The 20,764-nt window shown below is 71.3% G+C and carries 19 protein-coding genes; 9 read left to right on the top strand and 10 right to left on the bottom strand.

Annotated elements, in window-relative coordinates; genetic code table 11:
- Together sufB and ACWEV3_RS05585 are read right to left on the bottom strand one after the other, a co-directional pair.
- Entirely contained in the window at nucleotides 1-1,464 is a 1,464-nt protein-coding gene (gene sufB, locus ACWEV3_RS05590) for a Fe-S cluster assembly protein SufB (RefSeq protein WP_452612736.1), read from the bottom strand.
- Nucleotides 1,461-2,294: a helix-turn-helix transcriptional regulator gene (locus ACWEV3_RS05585; RefSeq protein ID WP_452612735.1), complete on the bottom strand. Its 834-nt coding sequence runs from the start codon at nucleotides 2,292-2,294 to the stop codon at nucleotides 1,461-1,463. The genes sufB and ACWEV3_RS05585 overlap by 4 nt, the downstream gene beginning before the upstream one ends.
- 85 nt (nucleotides 2,295-2,379) lie before the next feature.
- On the opposite strand from ACWEV3_RS05585, the gene mptB reads away from it, so the two are divergent.
- The 5 genes from mptB to ACWEV3_RS05560 all read left to right on the top strand — a co-directional run bounded on the left by mptB (nucleotide 2,380) and on the right by ACWEV3_RS05560 (nucleotide 7,705).
- Entirely contained in the window at nucleotides 2,380-3,936 is a 1,557-nt protein-coding gene (gene mptB / locus ACWEV3_RS05580; RefSeq protein ID WP_452612734.1) for a polyprenol phosphomannose-dependent alpha 1,6 mannosyltransferase MptB, read from the top strand.
- 11 nt (nucleotides 3,937-3,947) lie between these two features.
- Nucleotides 3,948-4,883, top strand: coding sequence for an ABC transporter ATP-binding protein (locus tag ACWEV3_RS05575; protein ID WP_452612733.1), 936 nt, complete (start codon nucleotides 3,948-3,950; stop codon nucleotides 4,881-4,883).
- An 89-nt stretch (nucleotides 4,884-4,972) separates the two neighbouring features.
- On the top strand, nucleotides 4,973-5,689 hold the full coding sequence (locus ACWEV3_RS05570) for an ABC transporter permease (protein WP_452612974.1): 717 nt from the start codon (nucleotides 4,973-4,975) through the stop codon (nucleotides 5,687-5,689).
- A gap of 130 nt (nucleotides 5,690-5,819) precedes the next feature.
- Nucleotides 5,820-6,671, top strand: a complete 852-nt coding sequence (locus ACWEV3_RS05565; RefSeq protein WP_452612732.1) for an SCO6745 family protein — start codon at nucleotides 5,820-5,822, stop codon at nucleotides 6,669-6,671.
- Between the two features lie 71 nt (nucleotides 6,672-6,742).
- Nucleotides 6,743-7,705 carry a COX15/CtaA family protein gene (locus tag ACWEV3_RS05560; protein ID WP_452612731.1) on the top strand — a complete coding sequence of 321 codons (963 nt, stop codon included), beginning with the start codon at nucleotides 6,743-6,745 and terminating at the stop codon, nucleotides 7,703-7,705.
- On the opposite strand, the gene ACWEV3_RS05555 is transcribed toward ACWEV3_RS05560, so the two are convergent.
- On the bottom strand, nucleotides 7,695-8,882 hold the full coding sequence (locus ACWEV3_RS05555; protein WP_452612730.1) for an MFS transporter: 1,188 nt from the start codon (nucleotides 8,880-8,882) through the stop codon (nucleotides 7,695-7,697). The genes ACWEV3_RS05560 and ACWEV3_RS05555 overlap by 11 nt on opposite strands.
- A 126-nt stretch (nucleotides 8,883-9,008) precedes the next feature.
- Here ACWEV3_RS05555 and ACWEV3_RS05550 point away from each other — a divergent pair, with 126 nt between their 5' ends.
- Complete coding sequence (locus ACWEV3_RS05550) at nucleotides 9,009-9,986, top strand: LacI family DNA-binding transcriptional regulator (protein WP_452612729.1); 978 nt, start codon at nucleotides 9,009-9,011, stop codon at nucleotides 9,984-9,986.
- Between the two features lie 24 nt (nucleotides 9,987-10,010).
- On the opposite strand, the gene ACWEV3_RS05545 is transcribed toward ACWEV3_RS05550, so the two are convergent.
- The 6 genes from ACWEV3_RS05545 to ACWEV3_RS05520 form a co-directional block, all read right to left on the bottom strand.
- Nucleotides 10,011-10,643 (bottom strand): response regulator, encoded by a 633-nt coding sequence (locus tag ACWEV3_RS05545; protein ID WP_452612728.1) that lies wholly within the window; start codon nucleotides 10,641-10,643, stop codon nucleotides 10,011-10,013.
- Entirely contained in the window at nucleotides 10,636-11,874 is a 1,239-nt protein-coding gene (locus ACWEV3_RS05540) for a sensor histidine kinase (RefSeq protein ID WP_452612727.1), read from the bottom strand. Before ACWEV3_RS05540 ends, ACWEV3_RS05545 begins: the two co-directional genes overlap by 8 nt.
- 8 nt (nucleotides 11,875-11,882) lie before the next feature.
- Entirely contained in the window at nucleotides 11,883-12,641 is a 759-nt protein-coding gene (locus ACWEV3_RS05535; protein WP_452612726.1) for an ABC transporter permease, read from the bottom strand.
- Nucleotide 12,642: 1 nt separating this feature from the next.
- Nucleotides 12,643-13,545, bottom strand: a complete 903-nt coding sequence (locus ACWEV3_RS05530) for an ABC transporter ATP-binding protein (protein WP_452612725.1) — start codon at nucleotides 13,543-13,545, stop codon at nucleotides 12,643-12,645.
- A 98-nt stretch (nucleotides 13,546-13,643) separates the two neighbouring features.
- Nucleotides 13,644-14,138, bottom strand: a complete 495-nt coding sequence (locus ACWEV3_RS05525) for a GbsR/MarR family transcriptional regulator (protein WP_452612724.1) — start codon at nucleotides 14,136-14,138, stop codon at nucleotides 13,644-13,646.
- Nucleotides 14,139-14,407: 269 nt separating this feature from the next.
- On the bottom strand, nucleotides 14,408-14,728 hold the full coding sequence (locus ACWEV3_RS05520) for a hypothetical protein (protein ID WP_452612723.1): 321 nt from the start codon (nucleotides 14,726-14,728) through the stop codon (nucleotides 14,408-14,410).
- 229 nt (nucleotides 14,729-14,957) lie between these two features.
- Between ACWEV3_RS05520 and ACWEV3_RS05515 the strand changes: the two genes are divergently transcribed.
- Nucleotides 14,958-15,926 (top strand): quinone oxidoreductase family protein, encoded by a 969-nt coding sequence (locus ACWEV3_RS05515; protein ID WP_363810220.1) that lies wholly within the window; start codon nucleotides 14,958-14,960, stop codon nucleotides 15,924-15,926.
- A 147-nt stretch (nucleotides 15,927-16,073) separates the two neighbouring features.
- Here the strand turns inward: ACWEV3_RS05515 and ACWEV3_RS05510 are convergent, their stop codons facing one another.
- Entirely contained in the window at nucleotides 16,074-17,009 is a 936-nt protein-coding gene (locus ACWEV3_RS05510; protein WP_452612722.1) for a heme o synthase, read from the bottom strand.
- 492 nt (nucleotides 17,010-17,501) lie between these two features.
- On the opposite strand from ACWEV3_RS05510, the gene tkt reads away from it, so the two are divergent.
- Nucleotides 17,502-19,598 carry a transketolase gene (gene tkt, locus ACWEV3_RS05505; RefSeq protein ID WP_452612721.1) on the top strand — a complete coding sequence of 699 codons (2,097 nt, stop codon included), beginning with the start codon at nucleotides 17,502-17,504 and terminating at the stop codon, nucleotides 19,596-19,598.
- A 14-nt stretch (nucleotides 19,599-19,612) separates the two neighbouring features.
- Nucleotides 19,613-20,719 carry a transaldolase gene (tal, locus tag ACWEV3_RS05500; protein WP_452612720.1) on the top strand — a complete coding sequence of 369 codons (1,107 nt, stop codon included), beginning with the start codon at nucleotides 19,613-19,615 and terminating at the stop codon, nucleotides 20,717-20,719.
- The last annotated feature ends 45 nt before the right edge of the window (nucleotides 20,720-20,764 follow it).

Genomic DNA, 20,764 nt, shown 5'->3' with positions numbered 1-20,764 from the left:
TCAGCCGACGGCCCCTTCCATCTGCAGCTCGATCAGGCGGTTCAGTTCCAGCGCGTATTCCATCGGCAGCTCGCGGGCGATCGGCTCGACGAAGCCGCGCACGATCACCGCCATCGCCTCGTCCTCGGTCAGGCCCCGCTGCATCAGGTAGAACAGCTGGTCGTCGCTGACCTTGGACACGGTCGCCTCGTGGCCCATCGACACGTCGTCGACCCGGACGTCCACGTACGGGTAGGTGTCGGAGCGGCTGATGGTGTCCACCAGCAGCGCGTCGCACTTGACGTTGGACGACGAGTGGTGCGCCCGCTTCGCGACCTTGACCAGGCCGCGGTAGGAGGTGCGGCCGCCGCCCCGGGCGATCGACTTCGACACGATCGTCGAGGAGGTGTGCGGCGCCAGGTGCTCCATCTTCGCGCCCGCGTCCTGGTGCTGGCCCTCGCCGGCGAACGCCACCGAGAGCACCTCGCCCTTGGCGTGCTCGCCCATCAGGAACACCGACGGGTACTTCATGGTCACCTTGGAGCCGAGGTTGCCGTCGACCCACTCCATGGTCGCGCCCTCTTCGGCCTTGGCGCGCTTGGTGACCAGGTTGTAGACGTTGGTCGACCAGTTCTGGATCGTCGTGTAGCGGCAGCGGCCGCCCTTCTTGACGACGATCTCCACGACCGCGGAGTGCAGCGAGTCGCTGGAGTAGATCGGCGCCGTGCAGCCCTCGACGTAGTGCACGTAGGCACCCTCGTCGACGATGATCAGGGTCCGCTCGAACTGGCCCATGTTCTCGGTGTTGATCCGGAAGTAGGCCTGCAGCGGGATGTCGACGTGCACGCCCGGCGGCACGTAGATGAACGAACCGCCCGACCACACCGCGGTGTTCAGCGCGGAGAACTTGTTGTCGCCGGCCGGGATGACCGAGCCGAAGTACTCCTTGAACAGCTCCGGGTGTTCCTTGAGGCCGGTGTCGGTGTCCAGGAAGATGACGCCCTGCTCCTCAAGGTCCTCGCGGATCTTGTGGTAGACGACCTCCGACTCGTACTGGGCGGCCACACCCGCGACGAGGCGCTGCTTCTCCGCCTCCGGGATGCCCAGCTTGTCGTAGGTGTTCTTGATGTCCTCCGGCAGGTCCTCCCAGGTCTGGGCCTGCTGCTCGGTGGAGCGGACGAAGTACTTGATGTTGTCGAAGTCGATCCCGGAGAGGTCGGCGCCCCAGTTCGGCATCGGCTTGCGGTCGAACAGCCGCAGCGCCTTGAGCCGGGTTTCCAGCATCCAGTCGGCCTCGTCCTTCTTGGCCGAGATGTCGCGGACGACGCCCTCGTCGAGACCACGGCGGGCGCTGGCACCGGCGGCGTCCGAGTCGGCCCAGCCGTACTCGTAGCTGCCCACGCTGGCCAGGATCTCGTCCTGGCTGAGCTGGCCATTGCCTTCGGACGGCGTGGTGGGTGTGCGCTGCTCCGCAGCGGCAGTCATACGGACTCCCCTCCATCAGGAATCGGGGCGGTGATCTGCTGGCCCTTCGGGAGCGGGCCGGCAGGTGTCTGGGCGGAGCCCCGGGTGTCGCCACCCGGATCCGCGAACCGCGCGGTTGGTACGTGCGTGGTGCAGGCCGCATCACCGTTCGCGATGGTGGCCAGCCGCTGCACATGGGTGCCGAGCACTTCGGCGAACGCCGCCGTCTCGGCCTCGCACAGCTGCGGGAAGTCCGCGGCGACGTGCGCGACCGGGCAGTGGTGCTGGCAGAGCTGCTCGCCGCTGGCGACGCTTCGCGTCGAGGCAGCGTAGCCCTCCCTGGTGAGCGCGTCGGCAAGGACCTCCGCGCGCTCGGCCGGGCTGGCCGCGGCCGCCAGCACCTCCCGGTGGTTGGCCACCAGCGCGGCCATCCGCCGGTCGGCGAACTCGCGGACCGCCTGCTCCCCTTCGTGTTCGGCGATGAACCGCAGCGCGGCCACCGCCAGGTCGTCGTAGGCGTGCCCGAACCGCGCCCGGCCCACCTCGGTGAGCAGGAACAGCTTCGCGGGCCGGCCGCGACCCCGGCGGCCCCGCGAGGAGGCCTCCCGGGTGTAGGCCTCGCCTTCGGCGACCAGCACGTCGAGGTGCCGGCGCACGGCGGTGGGGCTGAGCCCGAGTTCGTCGGCCACCGCGGCAGCGGTGATCGGCCCCCGTTCCAGCAGCAACCGCGCGACCGTGTGCCGGGTGCGCCCGTCGCCGTGCGCGGCCGCACCCTGCTGGGCCGACTGGGCCTCAGCAGCGGCCGCGGTGCCCACAACTGGGGCAGGCGGAGGCGTCCCGACGTTTTTCACAACACGAATGTTACCTATTTCGCCGCGAGGCACCAGGGTGCGGGGTCGCCGCGTGAGCTGACTCACGCGGTTACGCTTCGTCGTCGTGGCGGCAGTCGAATCCCAAGGCGCAGCGGCGGTCGATCCCGCGGCGCAACAGCCCCTGGACCGCACCGAGCGGCGTCAGCTCGACGTCGTGCGCCGGTTCGGCACCACCGGGTCGCTGGTGCTCGCGGTCGGCGCGATCGGCGCCGGCGCCGCCCCGGTGGACAACCCGCTGTCCGGAGCCCGCCTGATCGGCCTGCCCGTCCGCATCCCGACCGTGGCGATGGCCTCCTGCTGGCTGGGCATGCTGATGATCGTCATCGCCTGGCTGTGGCTGGGCAAGCTCTGCTGGCCGGGCCGCGCCCGGATGCTGTCGGTCACCCAGCTGGCCCGCACGCTGGCGATGTGGGCGCTGCCGCTGGCCCTGGCCCCGCCGCTGTTCAGCACCGACATGTACAGCTACCTCGCGCAGAGCGAGGTGGCCGCGCGCGGCTTCAACCCGTACGTGCTGGGCTCCGCCGCCGCGCTGGGCGTCGACCACCCGTTCACCGCCAACGTGCCCAACATCTGGCGCGACACCCCGTCGCCGTACGGGCCGCTGTTCCTGATGTTCGGCCAGGTGATCTCCCGGATCGTCGGCGACAACGTGGTGTTCGGGGTGCTGGTGTGGCGCGCGGTGATGCTGTGCGGGCTGGCGCTGGCGATCTGGGCGATCCCGCGGCTGGCCCGCCGCTGCGGGGTGCACCCGGCCGCCGCGCTGTGGCTCGGCGCGGCCAACCCCATCGTGCTGTTCCACGTGGTCAGCGGCATGCACAACGAGGCGCTGATGGTCGGCATCATGCTCGCCGCCATCGAGCTGGGCCTGCGCTACCAGACCGTGCCGGGCACCATCGCCGCCGGCGTGCTGCTGAGCGTCGCCGGGGCGATCAAGCCGCCGGGGTGGATCGCGCTCGGCTTCTTCGGCATCTACCTGGTGCTGCGGCGCGGCGGCCGGTTCCGCGACCTGGTGCGGATCGCGGCGCTGCTGGGCGCGGTGTTCCTGGCCACGATGACGGTGATCACGGTGGCCAGCGGCTGGGGCCTCGGCTGGATCGACACCTTCGACGTGCCCAACCGGGTCAAGACGTTCATGGCGCCGCTGACCGCGTTCGGGATGACCGGCGGTGGCCTGAGCACGCTGCTCGGGCTGGGCAACCAGACCGACGCGATGCTGGTCATCACCAAGATCATCGGATATCTGATCGTCGCCGCGATGTGCCTGCGGATGCTGTGGCTGTCCTTCCGCGGCCGCATCGAACCGCTGGCGGCGATGGGCATCACCTTCCTCACCCTCGCGCTTGCGGTGCCGGTGCTGTGGCCCTGGTACCTGCTGTGGTCGGTGGTGCCACTGGCGTTGTCCACCAACAGCAACCGGTTCCGGATCACCGCGACCGCGATCTGCGCAGCGGTCTCGCTGCTGGTGCCGCCGACCGGCGCGGGATTCGTGCTGCGCGCCTACCAGATCCCGTTCGCCGTGATCGCCGCGGCGATCGCCTTCGCGATCACGCTCTGGCTGGTGCGCGGCAAGGTGCCGGGCCTGCTGCCGACCCGCGGCGGTGTTCGGCCGGTCACGCAATAGGCTTGGATGTCGTGAGCAACGCCGACAGCCCGGCCGTCCGGTTGCGGGGGCTGAAGAAGCGCTTCGGCGACACCGTCGCCGTTGCCGGACTCGACCTGTGCTTGCCGCGCGGCAGCGTCCTGGCGCTGCTCGGCCCCAACGGCGCGGGCAAGACCACCACCGTCGAGATCTGCGAGGGCTTCCAGCGCCCGGACGAAGGCGAAGTGCGCGTGCTCGGGCTCGACCCGCACACCCAGTCCGAGGCGCTGCGGCCGCGGATCGGCGTGATGCCGCAGGGCGGCGGCGCCTACCCGGGCGTGCGCGCCGACGAGATGCTGCACCTGGTCGCCGCCTGCGCCGCCAACCCGCTGGACCCGGCGTGGCTGCTGGACGTGCTCGGTCTTGAAGCCGCCCGCCGCACGCCCTACAAACGGCTCTCCGGCGGCCAGCAGCAGCGCCTGTCGCTGGCGTGCGCCCTGGTCGGCCGCCCCGAGCTGGTGTTCCTCGACGAACCCACCGCGGGCCTCGACCCGCAGGCGCGGCGGCTGGTCTGGGACCTGGTCGGCGCGCTGCGCAGGGACGGCGTCAGCGTGCTGCTGACGACCCACCTGATGGACGAGGCGGAGGCGCTGGCCGACCGGGTGCTGATCGTCGACCACGGCCGCGCGGTCGCCGAAGGCACCGCCGAGGAACTCACCGAGCCCGCGGACGGCAGGCAGGAACTGCGCTTCCGCTCGCAGACCGGGCTCGACCTGAAGCTGCTGCTGGCGGCGCTGCCGGAGGACTGCGAGGCCACCGAGCTGCGCCCCGGCGACTACGTGGTGCGCGGCACCGTCGACCCGCAGGTGGTGTCGACGGTGACCGCGTGGTGCGCGCAGCACGGCGTGCTCGCCCAGGAACTCCGGGTCAGCCGCCGCAGCCTGGAGGACGTGTTCCTCGAACTGACCGGACGGGAGCTGCGATCGTGAACGCCGAGACCAACGCGCCGGCCCAGCTCGGCGCCCAGTTCCCGGCGGGCACGTTCACGCCGAAGCCCGGCCGGGGCCGCGCGGGCCGGATGCTGGCCGCGCAGACCAAGATCGAGGCCCTGCTGATCATCCGGCACGGCGAGCAGGCCCTGCTGACGCTGATCATCCCGCTGGCGCTGCTGATCGGGCTGAGCACGCTGCACATCGGCACGCTGCCGGAGCCGCGGGTGAATTCGGTGATGCCGCGGATCCTGGCGCTGGCGGTGATGTCCACGGCGTTCACCGGCCAGGCCATCGCGCTCGGTTTCGACCGCCGCTACGGCGTGCTCAAGCGGCTGTCCGCGACGGCGCTGCCGCGGTGGACGCTGGTGTCCGGGCGCGTCCTGGCGACCCTGCTGGTCGTCGCGCTGCAGGCGGTCGTGCTGAGCGTCGCCGCAGTGCTGCTGGGCTGGTCACCGGCGCTTTCCGGGTTGCTGCCCGCGATCCCGCTGCTGGTGCTCGGCACGCTGGCCTTCGGCGCGGCCGGGGTGCTGGCCGGTGGTGCGCTGCGAGCCGAGATCGTGCTGGCGCTGGCCAACGCGATCTGGTTCGTGCTGCTGCTCGCCGGCGGCCTGGCGCTGCCCGCGAGCGACCTGCCGGGCCCGGTCGCCGCGGTCGCCGGATACCTGCCCTCCGGCGCCCTCGCGGAAGCGCTCGACGCGGCCCTGGTCAACGGCGCCCTGCCGGGCGTCCAGCCGGTGGCGGTCCTGGTGGCGTGGGGCGCGGTGTGCGGCGCCCTGGCGATCCGCACCACCCGCCTGACCTGATCTGTTCCCGCAAACAAGTGACCGTGTGCACTTTGCGTTGCTGTGGCAGCACAAAATGCGCACGGGCCTTGAGTCCGGTGAAGCCTCGCGAGGGCAGACAAATACTGGAACGACGTTCTACGATGCGCGCATGACGGAGATCGCGCGGCGAGCGAAGCAGTCCCTGGAACTCATCCACGCCATGATCTACTTCGCCCCCGAGGCCGCCGACGGCTTCGCCGGGCTCGGCCTCGAACGCGGCCTGATGTCCTACTACGCCGGCCGGTCCGCCGCGATGGGCCCCGTCGGCGCCGGCGTCGTCGCGGCGACCTTCTACAACTTCAACCCCGAATCCATCGCCCCCGTGATCCCCCGGGCCTGGTCGATCGCCGCACCGGAAGCCGTCCTCACCGCCCGGCTCAAGGCCGCCGACGCGGCCCTGCGCCGGCTGCTCGGCGACGACACCGTCGCCTCCGACGCCGTGGCAAAAACCGCCGAACTGGCCCGCGAGGCCGCGCAGGCCTGCACCCCGGACGGCAAACCGCTGTACGCCGCGCACGCCGACCTCGACTGGCCCGACGAGCCGCACCTCAGCCTCTGGCACGCGATCACCCTGCTGCGCGAGTTCCGCGGCGACGCGCACATCGCCGCGCTCCAGCAGGGCAACCTGAGCGGCATCCAGGCGCTCGCGCTGCACAGCACCGTGCCCGGCGGCTTCAACGGGGACGCGGCCAAGAAGCTCCGCGCCTGGTCCGACGAGCAGTGGGACCGCGCCTTCCAGCAGCTGCGCGAGCGCGGCCTGGTCAGCGCCGACCACGAGATCACCGACGCCGGTCACGCGCTGCGCGAGGAGATCGAAGCCGCGACCGACGCGATGTCGATGGCCCCCTGGTCCGCGCTCGGCGAAGCCCGGACGACCGAGCTGATCGGCAGCGGCGGAAGGCTCAGCAAAGCGCTTGCGGAGGCGGGCGCAGTGCCGCAGGGACTCCGCCGCACGCGCTGAACGTTCATCGGCACCGCGTTGTCAAGCCCCTGCGGGCGGGCGAGTCCCGGCGGCGTCATACCATCGAGGTCGTGCCCACGGCCTCTCTGACTTCCCGGATCTCCCGCCCGTCGCCGCGCACCGTGCGCGCGCTGGCCATCACCGTGCTGGTGATGCAGGCGCTGATCTCGGTGACCGGCGTGATCGTCCGGGTCACCGGTTCCGGACTCGGCTGCCCGACCTGGCCGGAGTGCTTCCCGGGCAGCATGGTGCCCATCGAGCACCCCGAGGTCGCGACGCTGCACCAGGTGATCGAGTTCGGCAACCGGACGCTGACCGGCGTGATCGGATTCATCGCGCTGGCCTGCTTCCTCGCCGCGTGGCGCTGCCTGCCCTACCGGAAGCGGCTGGTCCGGCTGGCGCTGACCATGCCGCTGGGCGTGGCAGCGCAGGCGGTCATCGGCGGCATGACGGTGCGCGTCAACCTGGCCTGGTGGAGCGTGTCGATCCACTTCATGGCCTCGGCGGTGCTCATCTTCCTGGCCGCGATCCTGGTCAAGGCGACCACCGAGGGCGACCGCCCGCCGGTCGGCGTGGTGCCGCCGCCGATGCGCAAGCTGCTGGCCGCCCTCGTCGTGGTCACCGCGGCGGTGCTGATCCTCGGCACCCTGGTCACCGCCGCCGGCCCGCACGCCGGCGATCCGGACACCCCGCGGCTCGGGCTCCCGGTGTACACGATGGTCCAGGCCCACGGCCTGGCGGTGATGGCCTACGTGCTGCTGCTCGCGATCTTCGGCGTGTGGCTGCGCAGCGCCCGCCCGACCAAGGCCCTGCTGAAGACCTACGGCACTGCATGCGTGCTCGTCCTGGTGCAGGGCGGGATCGGCTCCGTGCAGTACTTCCTCGGCGTGCCCGAGGCGATGGTCGTGCTGCACATGCTGGCGGCGACGCTGGTGATCATCGTGACCGCCATGCTCTGGTGCGAGGCCCGCTACCGCGGCCCGCTGCCGCAGCCGGCGACCGAGGCCACCGCCAAGGAACCCGTCACCGCCTGACCACGGTCTCCTGCGTGCCGGCCGTCGAGCGGGACCGGCGCAGCACCCACCAGATCGCCACCAGGCACAGGGCGTTGAGTCCGAACAGGACGATCGGAACCGATGTGGCGGAAGCGCGTTCGATGCCGATGCCGAGCAAGGGCGGGAACGCGACGCCGCCCAGCATCGAAGCCGCGATCACGTACGCCCCGGCACGACGCGCATCGGGCACCAGCCGGTGCAGCCACGGCAGGCCGGTCGGGAAGACCGGCGCGATGAACAGGCCGAGACCGGCGTAGGCGAACGGGGCGAGCGGCGGGACGACCGCGAGCGCGAGGCAGACCGCCATGCCCGCGCAGCTCCCGGTGAGGATGGTCTGCTCCGACCAGCGGAGCGTCAGCGGCGCCACGAGGAACCGGCCGACCGTCATCATGAGCCAGTACACGGCGGTAGCAGTCGTCGCCGCGCCAACGGTGTAACCGACGGACGTCAGGTGCGTCGGCTCCCACCCGCCGGCCCCGGATTCGACGCCCATGTTGAGCACGTACAGAACGATGAACGCGCCGGTGATGGCGATGCCACGGCTGCGCAGGTGCGCGCCCCGGTCCACGGCCTTGACCGTGCCCCGTTGCTCGCGCACGCCGCGGACCAGAACCACGACCGCTGCCGACGCGAGCGCGAAGACGAAGAAGACCCGGGTGTAGCCGTCCGGGCCCAGCTGCGCCAGCACCGCCGGGGCGAGGATCGACCCGACCCCGAAGAACGCGTTGAGCAGGTTCAGCATGGCCGGGCTGCGCGCGCCGAACCCGATCGCGAACAGGTAGTTGAGCCCGTAGTCGATCGCGCCGTACCCGAGCCCGGCGACGAACGCTCCCAGGAGCGGGACCGGCCACTGCGGCGCCGCCGCGAACACGGCGGCGCCCACCGCCATCGCCACGTAGGACCAGCCGAGGAGGGCGCGGTTGCCGATCCGGCCGCAGGCCAGGTGGAACGCCATCACGCCGAGCAGCCCGCCGACGAAATGGGCGCTCAACGCCAGCCCGGCCACGGCCGGCGAAACTCCGTGCGCGGCGCGCACCGCCGGGATCGCGGGGCCGTAAAGCGCCTGGAGCGCACCGATCAAGACGAAACCCGCGAACGCCCCGACGATTCCCACGCCGCTGAACAGCCGCGGTGCGGCGGCCTTCGCATCGCTCAACGCACTCATCTCCCGTGAACGTTCTCGTGAACGTTCACGAGCATGGCGAGAGGACCCGCCCGCGTCAAGGCCGCGTGCTTCTCCGGCGGAACGCCGGTGTGATGAGATGGACCGATGGCGGCCCCGGTGCGCAGACCCACGATCAAGGACGTCGCGCGCGCCGCCCAGGTGTCGTACCAGACCGTTTCCCGCGCGATCAACGACAAGCCCGACATCGACCCTGAGACCAAGCGCCGGGTGCTCGCGGCCGCCGAGCGGCTCGGATACCGGCCGAGCAGGCACGCGCGGGCCCTGGTCAAGCCGCGCCCGAGCACGATCGGCCTGGTCATCCCGGACCTGACCAACCCCTTCTTCCCCGAGGTCATGGCCGGGCTGATCGACTCGGCCGCGGCCCGCGGCTGGCAGGTGAACGTCGTCAGCAGCGCGGGACCGGCCGCCGAGGCCGACGTGCTCAGGTCGTTCGCCGCCGAGGTGGACGCCCTGGTCGGCTACTTCAACCACCTCGACCGGACGCCCGCCGAGCTCGACGTGGACATCCCCGTCGTGCTGCTCGACGCCGAGGACGAGGCGCCGCGCCGCGGAGCCGTCGCGGTGAACGTCGACGCAGGCGTGCGGGCCGGCGTCCGGCACCTGCTCGACCGCGGGCACCGCAACCTCGGCATGATCGACTGCGCCACCAGCTGCGACCGCCACCAGCGGCGGCGATCCTTCGTGCAGGCCCTCGGGGAGAGCGGGATCGAACTCCCCGCCGACGCGATCGAGCAGGCCGAGCAGTCCATCCCGGACGCCGAGCGGGCGACGCACCGGCTGCTGGACCGCCGACCCGGCACGACCGCGATCTTCGCGTTCAACGACCTGACCGCGGTGGGGGTCGTGCGCGCCCTGCACGCGCGAGGGCTGCGCGTCCCGCAGGACTGCGCGGTGCTGGGTTTCGACGGCCTGGCGCTGGGCGAGTTGATCACGCCGCCCCTGACCACGCTGCACATCGACAAGCGGCGCCTGGGAAGCCTCGCGGTCGACGAGGTGGAACGCCTGCTCGCGCGGCAGGAGGAAGCGGCGAGCGTCGAGCTGGTTCCCGAACTCGTCATCCGGGAATCGACCTAGCCGCGCGCGGCAGGCGGACCCCGGTCAGCCGAGGATGCCGCGCTCGTAAGCCGCGGCTACCGCGGCGGCCCGGTCGTTGACCCCCAGCTTGCCGTAGAGGTGGGTGAGGTGGGTCTTGACCGTCGCCTCGCTGACGAACAGGTCCGCCGCGATCTCGCGATTCGACCTCCCCTTGGCCACCAGCCCCAGGACCTCGCGCTCGCGCGCGCTCAACGGCTGCTCGCCCGGCGACCGCACCCGCGACACCAGCCGCGAGGCCACGGCCGGCGAGAGCACCGTCCGGCCCGCGGCCGCCGCCCGGACCGCGGCGAACAGCTCGTCGCGCATCGCATCCTTGAGCAGGTAACCGGTGGCGCCGGCCTCGATCGCCGCGAGGGTGTCGGAATCCGTGTCGTAAGTGGTCAGCACGAGCACCTTGCAGCGCTGACCGCGCCGGACCAGCTCGGCGATCGCCGCCACCCCGCCGCCACCGGGCATCCGCAGATCCATCAGGACCACGTCGGGATCCAGCTCCGCGGCCAGTGCGACGGCCGACGGCCCGTCCGACGCCTCGCCGAGAACATCCATGTCGGCCACCGAATCGAACATCCCGCGCAACCCGTCGCGCACGACCGGATGGTCGTCGACGATCAGCAGCGTGATGGCGCGGTCAGGCATGGCGCACCAAAGGTACGCGCGCCGAAACCGCCGTCCCGCAGCCGGGCTCGGACTCGATCTCGAAGGTCCCCGCCACCCGCTGCGCGCGGGCGCGCATCCCGCCCAGCCCGAAGCCGCCCGCGCGCTCCCGGGCATCGACGCGGTGCGGCTCGAAGCCCCGGCCGTCATCACGCACGTCGACGCTCACCTCGTCGTCCATGTACGACAGGGTCACGCCGACCCGGGTCGCGCGGGCGTGCCGCCCCGCGTTGGCCAGCGCCTCCTGGGCGATGCGCAGCAAGGTCGCCTCGATCTCCTCGTGCAGGGCCTCGACGTCGCCGGTCACGGTGAACTCGGCCCGCACACCGGCGGTGGCCGACCATTCCTCGACCGTCTTGTGCAGCGCCACGGGCAGCGCGTCGTGCTCCAACGCGCTGGGCCCGAGATCCTGCACCGACCGACGAGCTTCGCCGAGACCGTGGCGCGCCAGGAGTGCAGCCCGCTCGACGTGGCCGCGAGCCACCGCCGGGTCCTCGCTGTCCGCGGCCGCCTGCAACTGCGTGACGATCCCGGCCAGGCTCTGCGCGATGGTGTCGTGGATCTCGGCCGCCAGCCGCCGGCGCTCGTCGCTGACACCGGCTTCCCTCGCCTGCACCAAGAGCTGCGCGTGCAGACCCGCGTTCTCCTCGTGCGCCTGCCGCAACTGGGCGTTGGCCCGCTGAAGCTCGTCGATCGTGAGCGCCCTGGCCCGGACGTTCTCGTCCCGCTGCGTTTCCAGCTGCACGAACAAGAGCACCAACCCGGCGTTGACCGCGAACAACGCGACGAACGCGAACCAGTTCAGCGAGCTCTGCGGCGGCAGCCCGCCGGACTGCGAACCGGCCATCGTGACCGCGGTGGCCACCAACCCGGCGTGCGCCGCGCGCCGCGGCAGCAGGCGCTTGGAGTCGAAGTAGCCTTGCAGCGCGTAGAGCGCGAAGAACGGGTTGAGCCAGGTGAGCACGAACGCGAGCGCCCACCGCACGGCGAAGTAGACCTGCCCGTGCACCCCGTGCTCGGGCACGCCCGGCCGGATGCGCTCCCAGCACAGCTGCCAGACGAGCGACACCAGGACCAGTGCGGCCGCGACCTCCATCTCCGCACTCGTCATCACCGCATCCGCCGCGAACGCCGAAACCAGCGTGGCGACACCCAGCAGCGCGTAAGGACCCCAGCGGATGGACCAATCCTCCCGCTTCTCGACCGTCGTCATGCCCCGCTTCACCGTCCCGGCTGCTCCCAGCGGAACCAGCGCACGGCGGCACCGGCGAGAACCCTGATCCACACCACCAGGACCACCAGGTGCAGCCAGTTCGGCCAGCTGCCCCCGGCCGCCTCGCCGAGCGCCAGCGACGCCGCCCCCAGCGGCGTGAACGAGACGATCCGTTGCAGGAGTTCCGGCATGACCGGAACCGGAAACCACACCCCAGCGGTGAACATCATCGAGAAGAACGCTATCGAACCGAGCGCCGCCGCGGCCTTCGAACTCCGCGCCACGGCGGACAACGCCGCGCCCAGCGCAAGCGCGCTGAGCATGGCGAGGAACAAGATCAACGCGTAGGCGGCGAACCGGTCGGGCAGCGCGACGCCGAAGGCGACGCGGCCGACGGTGATCGCCAGCACCACCGAGCACAGCACGCCGGCACCGTGCAGGCCGATCTGCGCGGCCAGCAGCGCGTACGGCCGCACCGGCGTGGTCGACATGCGGCGGAGGATGCCGCGCTCCCGGTAGCCGGAAAGCACCGGCGGCATGGCCTGGACACCGGCCATGATCATGGCCGTCAGCACCACCACCGGGACGTAGAGGTCGATGACGCGCCGGCCGCCGAGGTCGGGATCGGCCTCCCGGAACGCCGGGATCAGGCCGAGGATCGTCAGCAGCACGGTGGGCGACAGCACGATCCAGAACAGGTTCCCCGGCTCGCGGGCGAACAACCGGGCCTCGGCCTTGAGCACCGCGACGGATGCCGATGCCGCCATGTCAGGCCTCCTTCCCGGTCAGGTCGAGGAATGCCTCGTCCAGCGTCGTGTCGGTGACGCGCAGCTCGCGGGCGGTGACGCCCTGCCGGGCCAGCAGCGTGAGCACCGCGTTGACCGTCTCGTCGGTGCCGCTGATGACCAGCCGATCGCCCTCGTGCCGCACCGACGCCAGGTCCGGCAGCGAAGCCAGCTCGGTCTCGTCGAGCCGCCCCGAGGGCGCGAAGGAGATGATGGTCGACGCGGCGGCCCGGCCGACGAGCCCGGCCGGGGCGTCGAGGGCCACCACCCTGCCGCGGTCGATCACCGCGACCCGGTCGCACAGCCGCTGGGCCTCCTCCATGAAGTGGGTGACCAGCACCACCGTCACGCCGCCCGCGCGCACCTCCTCGATCAGCCGCCAGGTGTCCCGGCGGGCCCGCGGGTCCAGGCCGGTGGTGAGCTCGTCGAGCACCACGATCTCGGGATTGCCGATCAGGGCCAGCGCGATGAACAGCCGCTGCTGCTGGCCGCCGGAGAGCGCGTCGAAGCGGGTATTCAGCTGCGCGGTGATCCCGAGCCGCTCCGCGAGGCCCCGCCAGTCCGCGGGTCGCGGGTAGAAAGCGGCGTAGAGCTCCAGCGCCTCGCGCACGGTGATCTTGGGTTGCAGCTGGGACTCCTGCAGCTGCGCGCCCAGGATCCGGGTGAGCCGGTCGCGGTCGGCCGCCGGGTCGAGACCGGCGACCCGCACCTTCCCGGCATCGGGCGTGCGCAGGCCTTCGATGCATTCGACGGTGGTCGTCTTGCCCGCGCCGTTGGGACCGAGGATCCCGAAGATCTCGCCCGCTTCGACGGTGAAGTCCACGCCGTCCACGACGGGTCTTCCGCCGTAGGACTTGCGCAGCCCGCCGACTTCGATGATCGCCATGCCGCGAGTCTCGCGGGACGGCGCTCCGCCGGACATCGCCCGGCCCGCTCGAACCGGCATCAGCCGATCGGCCGATGCCGGTATCGGCGGAGCGGTGATCAGAAGCGCAGCCTGGGCTTGCCCTCGCGCTCCCAGCGGCGCCAGAGCTCCGGCATCTCGCCGGACAGCCACTGGTAGAACTCGTTCACCGTGCGCAGGCGGCGGGCCCGCTCGCCCTGGCCGCTGAACATCCGCAGCCCCTCCGCGGTGAGCGCTTCGAGGGCGGTCACCCGCTCCATGCGCTGGCGCACCAGCGCCGGCCAGCGGTCCTCCTCCACCTGGTACAGCGCCGCTTCGCGGCCCTGCCGCGTGGTCTTGGAGATCACCCCGAGCCGCATCAGCAGCCGGACGTTGGTGCTGATCGAACCCGTGCTCGCGGCCAGCGCGTGGGACAGCTCCGCGGCGGTGCGCTCCGGCGGGTCGCAGACCAGCAGGAACGCCAGGATGCGGCCGGCGATCAGCGGCATGCCCTCGCTGGCCTCGAAGTGCGCGGCCATCTGCTCGATCCACTCCGACATGGCTGGCCGGTCGGTGCGCTGCAAGTAGTCGGACACGACGACTCCAAGTGATCGACTTTAGTCATCGCTGAAAAAATAGACCACAGCGAAGATTTCGGCCAGCATCGACCACCGGTGTGTCGCGGGAGCGGTTCTTCCAGCATGCGGTGGGGGACTCAGCTCGCACCGCCGCGGGTTCTCAGGCGTCGTCTGGCGAGGACAGCCCCGTGGTCCCTGCCAGACGGCGTCTGCAACTCCCGCAGGGGGCCGCCACCCGCACCGCCACGCAAGATGCGTCCGGAACCACTCCTAGCGCCGGGCGGGCATCACCGGGCGCGCGGACCGGCCATCTTCCGCCGGTGCGCGGGGCCGATCTTCAGCGCCGCGACCGTCTCGCCGTCCCACTCGTGCGGCGACAGCCCGTCGACGGCTTCGACGAGGGCCTCCCCCGCCGCCACGTCGGGCACCATCACGTCGCCGAGCAGCCCGTCCTCGCCGACCAGCACGATCCGGGCACCGGCCCGCCCCAGGTTCTCCACCACCGCGCGCGCGGACCCGCCGTGCGCGGCGACGAACGCCTTGGCCGCGGCGATCGCCTTCGGCGACGGTGCGGTGGTCTGTTCGGTGTCCTTCTCAGCAGCCGTCATGCCCGGAATCCTAAACACGTTTCACCCGTTGGAGGCCACCACGTTGCGCACGACACCCGCGCGATCAACGGGCCCGCCGGGGATGATTTCGACGAAGCGGCGCAGCCGCTCGGCCCACCCACGCAGCCAGCACCGCCGTGCAAGATGAGGTTGGAAACCTTCCTCCGGGGAAGATCGAGTCGGCGTGCGGAGTTGCACCCGTCGAACGACAACAGGCGAAGGAGCGAGCATGCGTGCGATTCGGGTGGCGGCCAACGGCGGACCGGAGGTCCTGGAGTACGGCGAAGCCGAGCTGTCCGACCCGCAGTCCGGCCAGCTGCTGGTCGAGGTGGCGGCGGCCGGGGTCAACTTCATCGACACCTACCAGCGCAGCGGGATCTACTCGATGCAGCTGCCGTTCACGCCCGGCTCGGAGGGCGCGGGCAAAGTCGTCGCGGTGGGCCCCGACGTGACCGGCTTCGGCGTCGGCGACCGGGTCGCCTGGGCGATGGCGCCGGGCAGCTACGCCGAGCGGGCGCTGGTGCCCGCCGACAAGGCGGTGCGGGTGCCGGACGGGGTGGACGACCGGACCGCGGCCGCGGCCCTCCTGCAGGGGTTGACCGCGCACTACCTGATCACCTCCACCTACCCGGTGGGCACCGGCGAGACCGCCCTGGTGCACGCCGCGGCCGGCGGCATGGGCCTGCTGCTGACGCAGCTGATCAAGTCGCGCGGCGCCAACGTGATCGGCACCGTGTCCACGGCGGAGAAGGAGGAGCTGGCGCGGGAAGCGGGCGCCGACGAGATCATCCGCTACACCGAGGCGGACGTGGCCGAGGAGGTCGCGGACCTCACCGACGGGCGCGGCGTGGACGTGGTCTACGACGGCGTCGGCAAGACCACCTTCGACGCGAGCCTGGCCAGCCTGCGGCCGCGCGGCATGCTGGCGCTGTTCGGCGCGTCCAGCGGTCCGGTGCCGCCGGTGGACCCGCAGCGGCTGAACGCGGCGGGCTCGGTGTTCCTGACCCGCCCGAGCCTGGCGCACCACATCCTGACCCGCGAGGAGCTGGACTGGCGGGCCGAGGAGCTGTTCGCCTGGATCGCCGCAGGCACCCTGAAGATCCGCATCGGCGGCACCTACCCGCTGCCGGACGCCCGCCGGGCGCACGAAGACCTGGAAGGCCGCCGAACCACCGGAAAGCTCCTCCTCCTGCCCTGACCGCCGGCCCGCCTCCGGCGTGTCGCATCCCGACATGCCGGAGGCTGTGGACAACTCACGCAATTTCAATGGAAATCGAAGGTCCGATTTCCATTGAAATTGCGGACGACCGGACGACCGGACGTCGGGGTGAGTGCGGGGAGGGGATCAGAAGGGCCAGCCGAGGACCGGGAGGCTCAGCGCCGAGTCCACCGCGAGGGCCACGCACACGATCATCAGGTACGTGTTCGACATGTGGAACAGCTTCATCGGCTTGGTCTTCTCGCCGCGCTTGGTCGCGGCGTGCAGCCGGTGCGCCAGGAGGATGAACCACGCGCCCGCCAGGGCCGCGAACGCCGCGTAGAGCCAGCCGGTCGCCGGGACCAGCAGCAGCGTCCAGGCCACCATCAGCCAGGTGTAGATCACGATCTGCCGCGACACGTACGTCGGCTCGGCCACCACCGGCAGCATCGGGACGCCTGCGCGCTCGTAGTCGTCCTTGTACTTCATCGCCAGCGACCAGGTGTGCGGCGGCGTCCAGAAGAAGATCACGCCGAACATCACCAGCGCCGGCCAGTCCACCCGGCCGGTCACCCCGGCCCAGCCGATCACCACCGGCATGCAGCCCGCGGCGCCGCCCCAGACGATGTTCTGCGCGGTGCGCCGCTTGAGCACCAGCGTGTAGACGAAGACGTAGAACAGGATGGTGCCGACGGCCATCGACGCGGCCAGCAGGTTCGTCGTCGCCCACAGCCAGCCGAAGGACGCGACGCCGAGCACGATCCCGAAGATCAGCGCGTGCCGGTTGGACACCGTGTGCCGCACCAGCGGGCGCGCCCGCGTGCGCTTCATCACCTGGTCGATATCGGCGTCGGCGACGCAGTTCAGCGCGTTCGCGCTGCCCGCCGCCATGGTGCCGCCGATCAGCGTGGCGATCACCAGCCAGGGCGACGGGATGCCCCGCGCGGCCAGCAGCATCGCCGGGATGGTGGTCACCAGCAGCAGCTCGATGACCCGCGGCTTGATCAGCCCGGCATAGGCTTTCAGCAGCTCAGCGGGCCGCCGAGCGCGCTGCGTCCGGGGGGCGTCGACGACGGTGGTCACGACGCTGCGCTCACCGACGACATGGCACTCCTAAGGCGATTCGGACGACCTGGACCAACCCGGACACCCCGGAAATGGACCACCACGAATAGTAGGCGCGCTACTGAAGCCGCCCTCGCGCGGGTCGCGCCCGAGGGGCCGCGAACGAACCGGTGGCCCTGGTCACGCCCCTTCCCCGGTATCCTGGCCGTGTTCCCGCCGCGATCGGGAACGGGTCGCCCCTCAGCGCAGAACAGCAGGGCACGGGCAGGCGGCAGCCGAGTCTCCGACATCACCCGGATGGCGCAACCGTGGTCTCCCAGGCGCAGTGCCGGGCGCCGACCGCCGCCGCTCCCCGCGAGCAGTGGGCATCAATCCAGACGGGTCGGCACGTGGCTGATCGGACACGACTAGGCTGCCCGTCGGACGAGGGATAACCGCGGTTCGAATCGGTCCAGCACCGCATTCGCCGTCACATACGAAAACCGCCGAAGGAAACTTGGAGCTGCGTCCGTGTCCGTCACCGACGACCTTGCCCGCTTGACCACCAAGCACCTGCCCGAAGACTGGACCGAGCTGGACCAGCGCGCGGTGGACACCGCCCGCGTGCTGGCCGCCGACGCGGTGGAGAACTGCGGCAGCGGCCACCCCGGCACCGCGATGAGCCTGGCGCCCGCCGCCTACGCGCTGTTCCAGCGCGTCATGCGCCACGACCCCACCGACCCGAACTGGATCGGCCGCGACCGGTTCGTGCTGTCGGCCGGACACTCGAGCCTGACGCTGTACGTGCAGCTGTTCCTGGCCGGCTACGGCCTGGAGCTGGACGACCTGAAGGCGCTGCGCAAGTGGGGTTCGAAGACCCCGGGCCACCCCGAGTACGGGCACACCGACGGCGTCGAGACCACCACCGGTCCGCTGGGCCAGGGCCTGGCCACCGCGGTCGGCATGGCGATGGCCGCCCGCCGCGAGCGCGGCCTGTACGACCCGGAGGCCGCCGCGGGTGAGAGCCCGTTCGACCACCACGTCTACGTGATCGCCTCCGACGGCGACATCGAGGAGGGCATCACCTCCGAGGCGTCGTCGCTGGCCGGTACCCAGCAGCTGGGCAACCTCACGGTGATCTACGACGCCAACGAGATCTCCATCGAGGACGACACCCGCATCGCGCTGTCCGAGGACACCGCCAAGCGGTACGAGTCCTACGGCTGGCAGGTCCTGGTGGTGCACGGCGGCGAGGACGTCAAGGGCCTGCTGGAGGCCATCGAGTCGGCCAAGGCCGAGACCTCCCGCCCGACGCTGATCGTGCTGCGCACGGTGATCGGCTACCCGGCCCCGACCAAGATGAACACCGGCAAGGCGCACGGCGCCGCGCTGGGTGCCGACGAGGTCGCCGGGGTCAAGCAGGCGCTGGGCTTCGACCCGGAGCAGTCGTTCCAGGTCGACGCCGAGGTGCTGACCCACGCCCGCGAGGTCGTGGCCCGCGGCAAGGCCGCCCGCGCCGAGTGGCAGGTCGCCTTCGACAAGTGGGCCTCGGCCAACCCGGAGCGCAAGGCGCTGCTGGACCGGCTGAGCACCCGCGAGCTGCCCGCCGGCTGGCAGGAGAAGCTGCCGACCTGGGAGGCCGACGGCAAGGGCGTCGCCACCCGCAAGGCCTCCGGTGAGGTCCTCAACGCGCTGGCCGACGTGCTGCCGGAGCTGTGGGGCGGCTCGGCCGACCTGGCGGAGAGCAACAACACCACGATGAAGGGCGCCGCCTCGTTCGGCCCGGAGTCGATCTCCACCAGCACCTGGAACGCCAACCCGTACGGCCGGACGCTGCACTTCGGCATCCGCGAGCACGCGATGGGCGCGATCCTCAACGGCATCGCGCTGCACGGCGGCACCCGCCCCTACGGCGGCACCTTCCTGGTGTTCAGCGACTACATGCGCCCGGCGGTCCGGCTGGCCGCGCTGATGAAGACCCCGGTCATCTTCGTGTGGACGCACGACTCGATCGGCCTCGGCGAGGACGGCCCGACGCACCAGCCGATCGAGCACGTCGCCTCGCTGCGCGCGATCCCCGGCTTCTCGCTGGTCCGCCCGGCGGACGCCAACGAGACCGCGGCCTCGTGGAAGGCGATCCTGGAGGACCCGAGCGGCCCGGCCGGGCTGGCGCTGACCCGCCAGGGCGTGCCGACGCTGGAGGGCGTGGACGCCGACGGCGTCGCCAAGGGCGGCTACGTGCTGGCCGAGGCCGGCAACGGCAAGCCCGAGCTGGTCCTGATCGGCACCGGCTCCGAGGTCCAGCTGGCCGTCGAGGCCAGGAAGATCCTGGAGGCCGAGGGCGTTGCCACCCGCGTGGTGTCCATGCCGTGCATCGAGTGGTTCGACGCGCAGGACGAGGCCTACCGCGAGCAGGTCCTGCCGAAGGCGGTCAAGGCCCGCGTCTCGGTCGAGGCCGGCATCGCGCTGCCGTGGTACCGGTTCGTCAAGGACGCCGGCGAGTCGGTGTCCATCGAGCACTTCGGCGCCTCGGCCGACTACAAGACCCTTTACAACGAGTTCGGCATCACCGTCGACGCCGTTGTCGCGGCGGCCCGGCGCAGCCTGAGCAACGCCGAGCAGGCGTGAGCGGAGGAATTCCTGTGACCACCAACCCGAACCTCAAGGCGCTCAGCGAGGCCGGGGTCTCGATCTGGCTGGACGACCTGTCGCGCCAGCGGATCTCCTCGGGCAACCTGGCGGAGCTCATCACCGACCAGGCGGTCGTCGGCGTCACGAGCAACCCGACGATCTTCGCCAACGCGCTGTCCAACGCCGCCGACTACAACGAGAAGGTGCGCGAGCTGGCGGCCCGCGGCGCGAGCGTCGACGACGCGGTGCGCGAGCTGACCACCGCCGACGTCCGGGACGCGGCGGACATCTTCCGCAACGTCTACGAGTCGACCGGCCGCGTCGACGGCCGGGTCTCCCTGGAGGTCGACCCGCGGCTGGCGCACGACACCGACCGCACCGTGGCCGAGGCCATCGACCTGTGGAAGGCCGTGGACCGGCCGAACCTGATGGTCAAGATCCCGGCCACCCTGGCGGGCCTGCCCGCGATCACCCGCGTGCTCGCCGAGGGCATCAGCGTCAACGTCACGCTGATCTTCTCGGTGCAGCGCTACCGCGACGTGATGGACGCCTTCCTGGCCGGTCTGGAGCAGGCCAAGGCCAACGGCCACGAACTCGGCCAGATCTCCTCCGTCGCGTCGTTCTTCGTGTCCCGGGTGGACACCGAGATCGACAAGCGGCTGGCGAAGATCGAGGGCGGCGAGGAGCTGCGCGGCAAGGCGGCGATCGCCAACGCCCGGCTGGCCTACGCGGCCTACCTGGAGGTCTTCTCCTCCGAGCGCTGGAAGGCGCTGGAGGCCGACGGCGCCAAGGCGCAGCGTCCGCTGTGGGCGTCCACCGGTGTGAAGGACCCGTCCTACTCCGACACGCGCTACGTGGACGAGCTGGTCGCGCCGAACACGGTGAACACCATGCCGGAGGCGACCCTGAAGGCCACCGCCGACCACGCCGACGTGCGCGGCGACCTGGTCACCGGCACGGCCGCCGCCTCGCAGCAGGTCTTCGACGACCTCGCGAAGATCGGCATCGACCTCGACGACGTCTTCGCGGTGCTGGAGAGCGAGGGCGTCGAGAAGTTCGAGAAGTCCTGGACCGAACTGCTGGAGACCGTCAGCCAGCAGCTGGCCCAGTCCGAGTAACGAACAGCCGAAGTCTCCGGGAATTCCGGGCCGGTGCGCATCTGC

Source organism: Saccharopolyspora sp. NPDC003752 (genome assembly GCF_053605825.1).
The sequence above is the reverse complement of the archived record's forward strand: the minus strand, read 5'-3'. Positions and strand labels throughout refer to the sequence as shown.

Excerpts from the sequence above, each read along its gene's own strand:
- ACWEV3_RS05535 (WP_452612726.1), bottom strand. The coding sequence starts at position 12,641 with ATGGCGGCATCGGCATCCGTCGCGGTGCTCAAGGCCGAGGCCCGGTTG.
- ACWEV3_RS05570 (WP_452612974.1), top strand. The coding sequence starts at position 4,973 with ATGCTGGCCGCGCAGACCAAGATCGAGGCCCTGCTGATCATCCGGCAC.
- ACWEV3_RS05540 (WP_452612727.1), bottom strand. The coding sequence starts at position 11,874 with ATGACGACGGTCGAGAAGCGGGAGGATTGGTCCATCCGCTGGGGTCCT.
- ACWEV3_RS05515 (WP_363810220.1), top strand. The coding sequence starts at position 14,958 with ATGCGTGCGATTCGGGTGGCGGCCAACGGCGGACCGGAGGTCCTGGAG.
- sufB (WP_452612736.1), bottom strand. The coding sequence starts at position 1,464 with ATGACTGCCGCTGCGGAGCAGCGCACACCCACCACGCCGTCCGAAGGC.
- ACWEV3_RS05565 (WP_452612732.1), top strand. The coding sequence starts at position 5,820 with ATGACGGAGATCGCGCGGCGAGCGAAGCAGTCCCTGGAACTCATCCAC.
- ACWEV3_RS05545 (WP_452612728.1), bottom strand. The coding sequence starts at position 10,643 with ATGCCTGACCGCGCCATCACGCTGCTGATCGTCGACGACCATCCGGTC.
- ACWEV3_RS05520 (WP_452612723.1), bottom strand. The coding sequence starts at position 14,728 with ATGACGGCTGCTGAGAAGGACACCGAACAGACCACCGCACCGTCGCCG.
- ACWEV3_RS05530 (WP_452612725.1), bottom strand. The coding sequence starts at position 13,545 with ATGGCGATCATCGAAGTCGGCGGGCTGCGCAAGTCCTACGGCGGAAGA.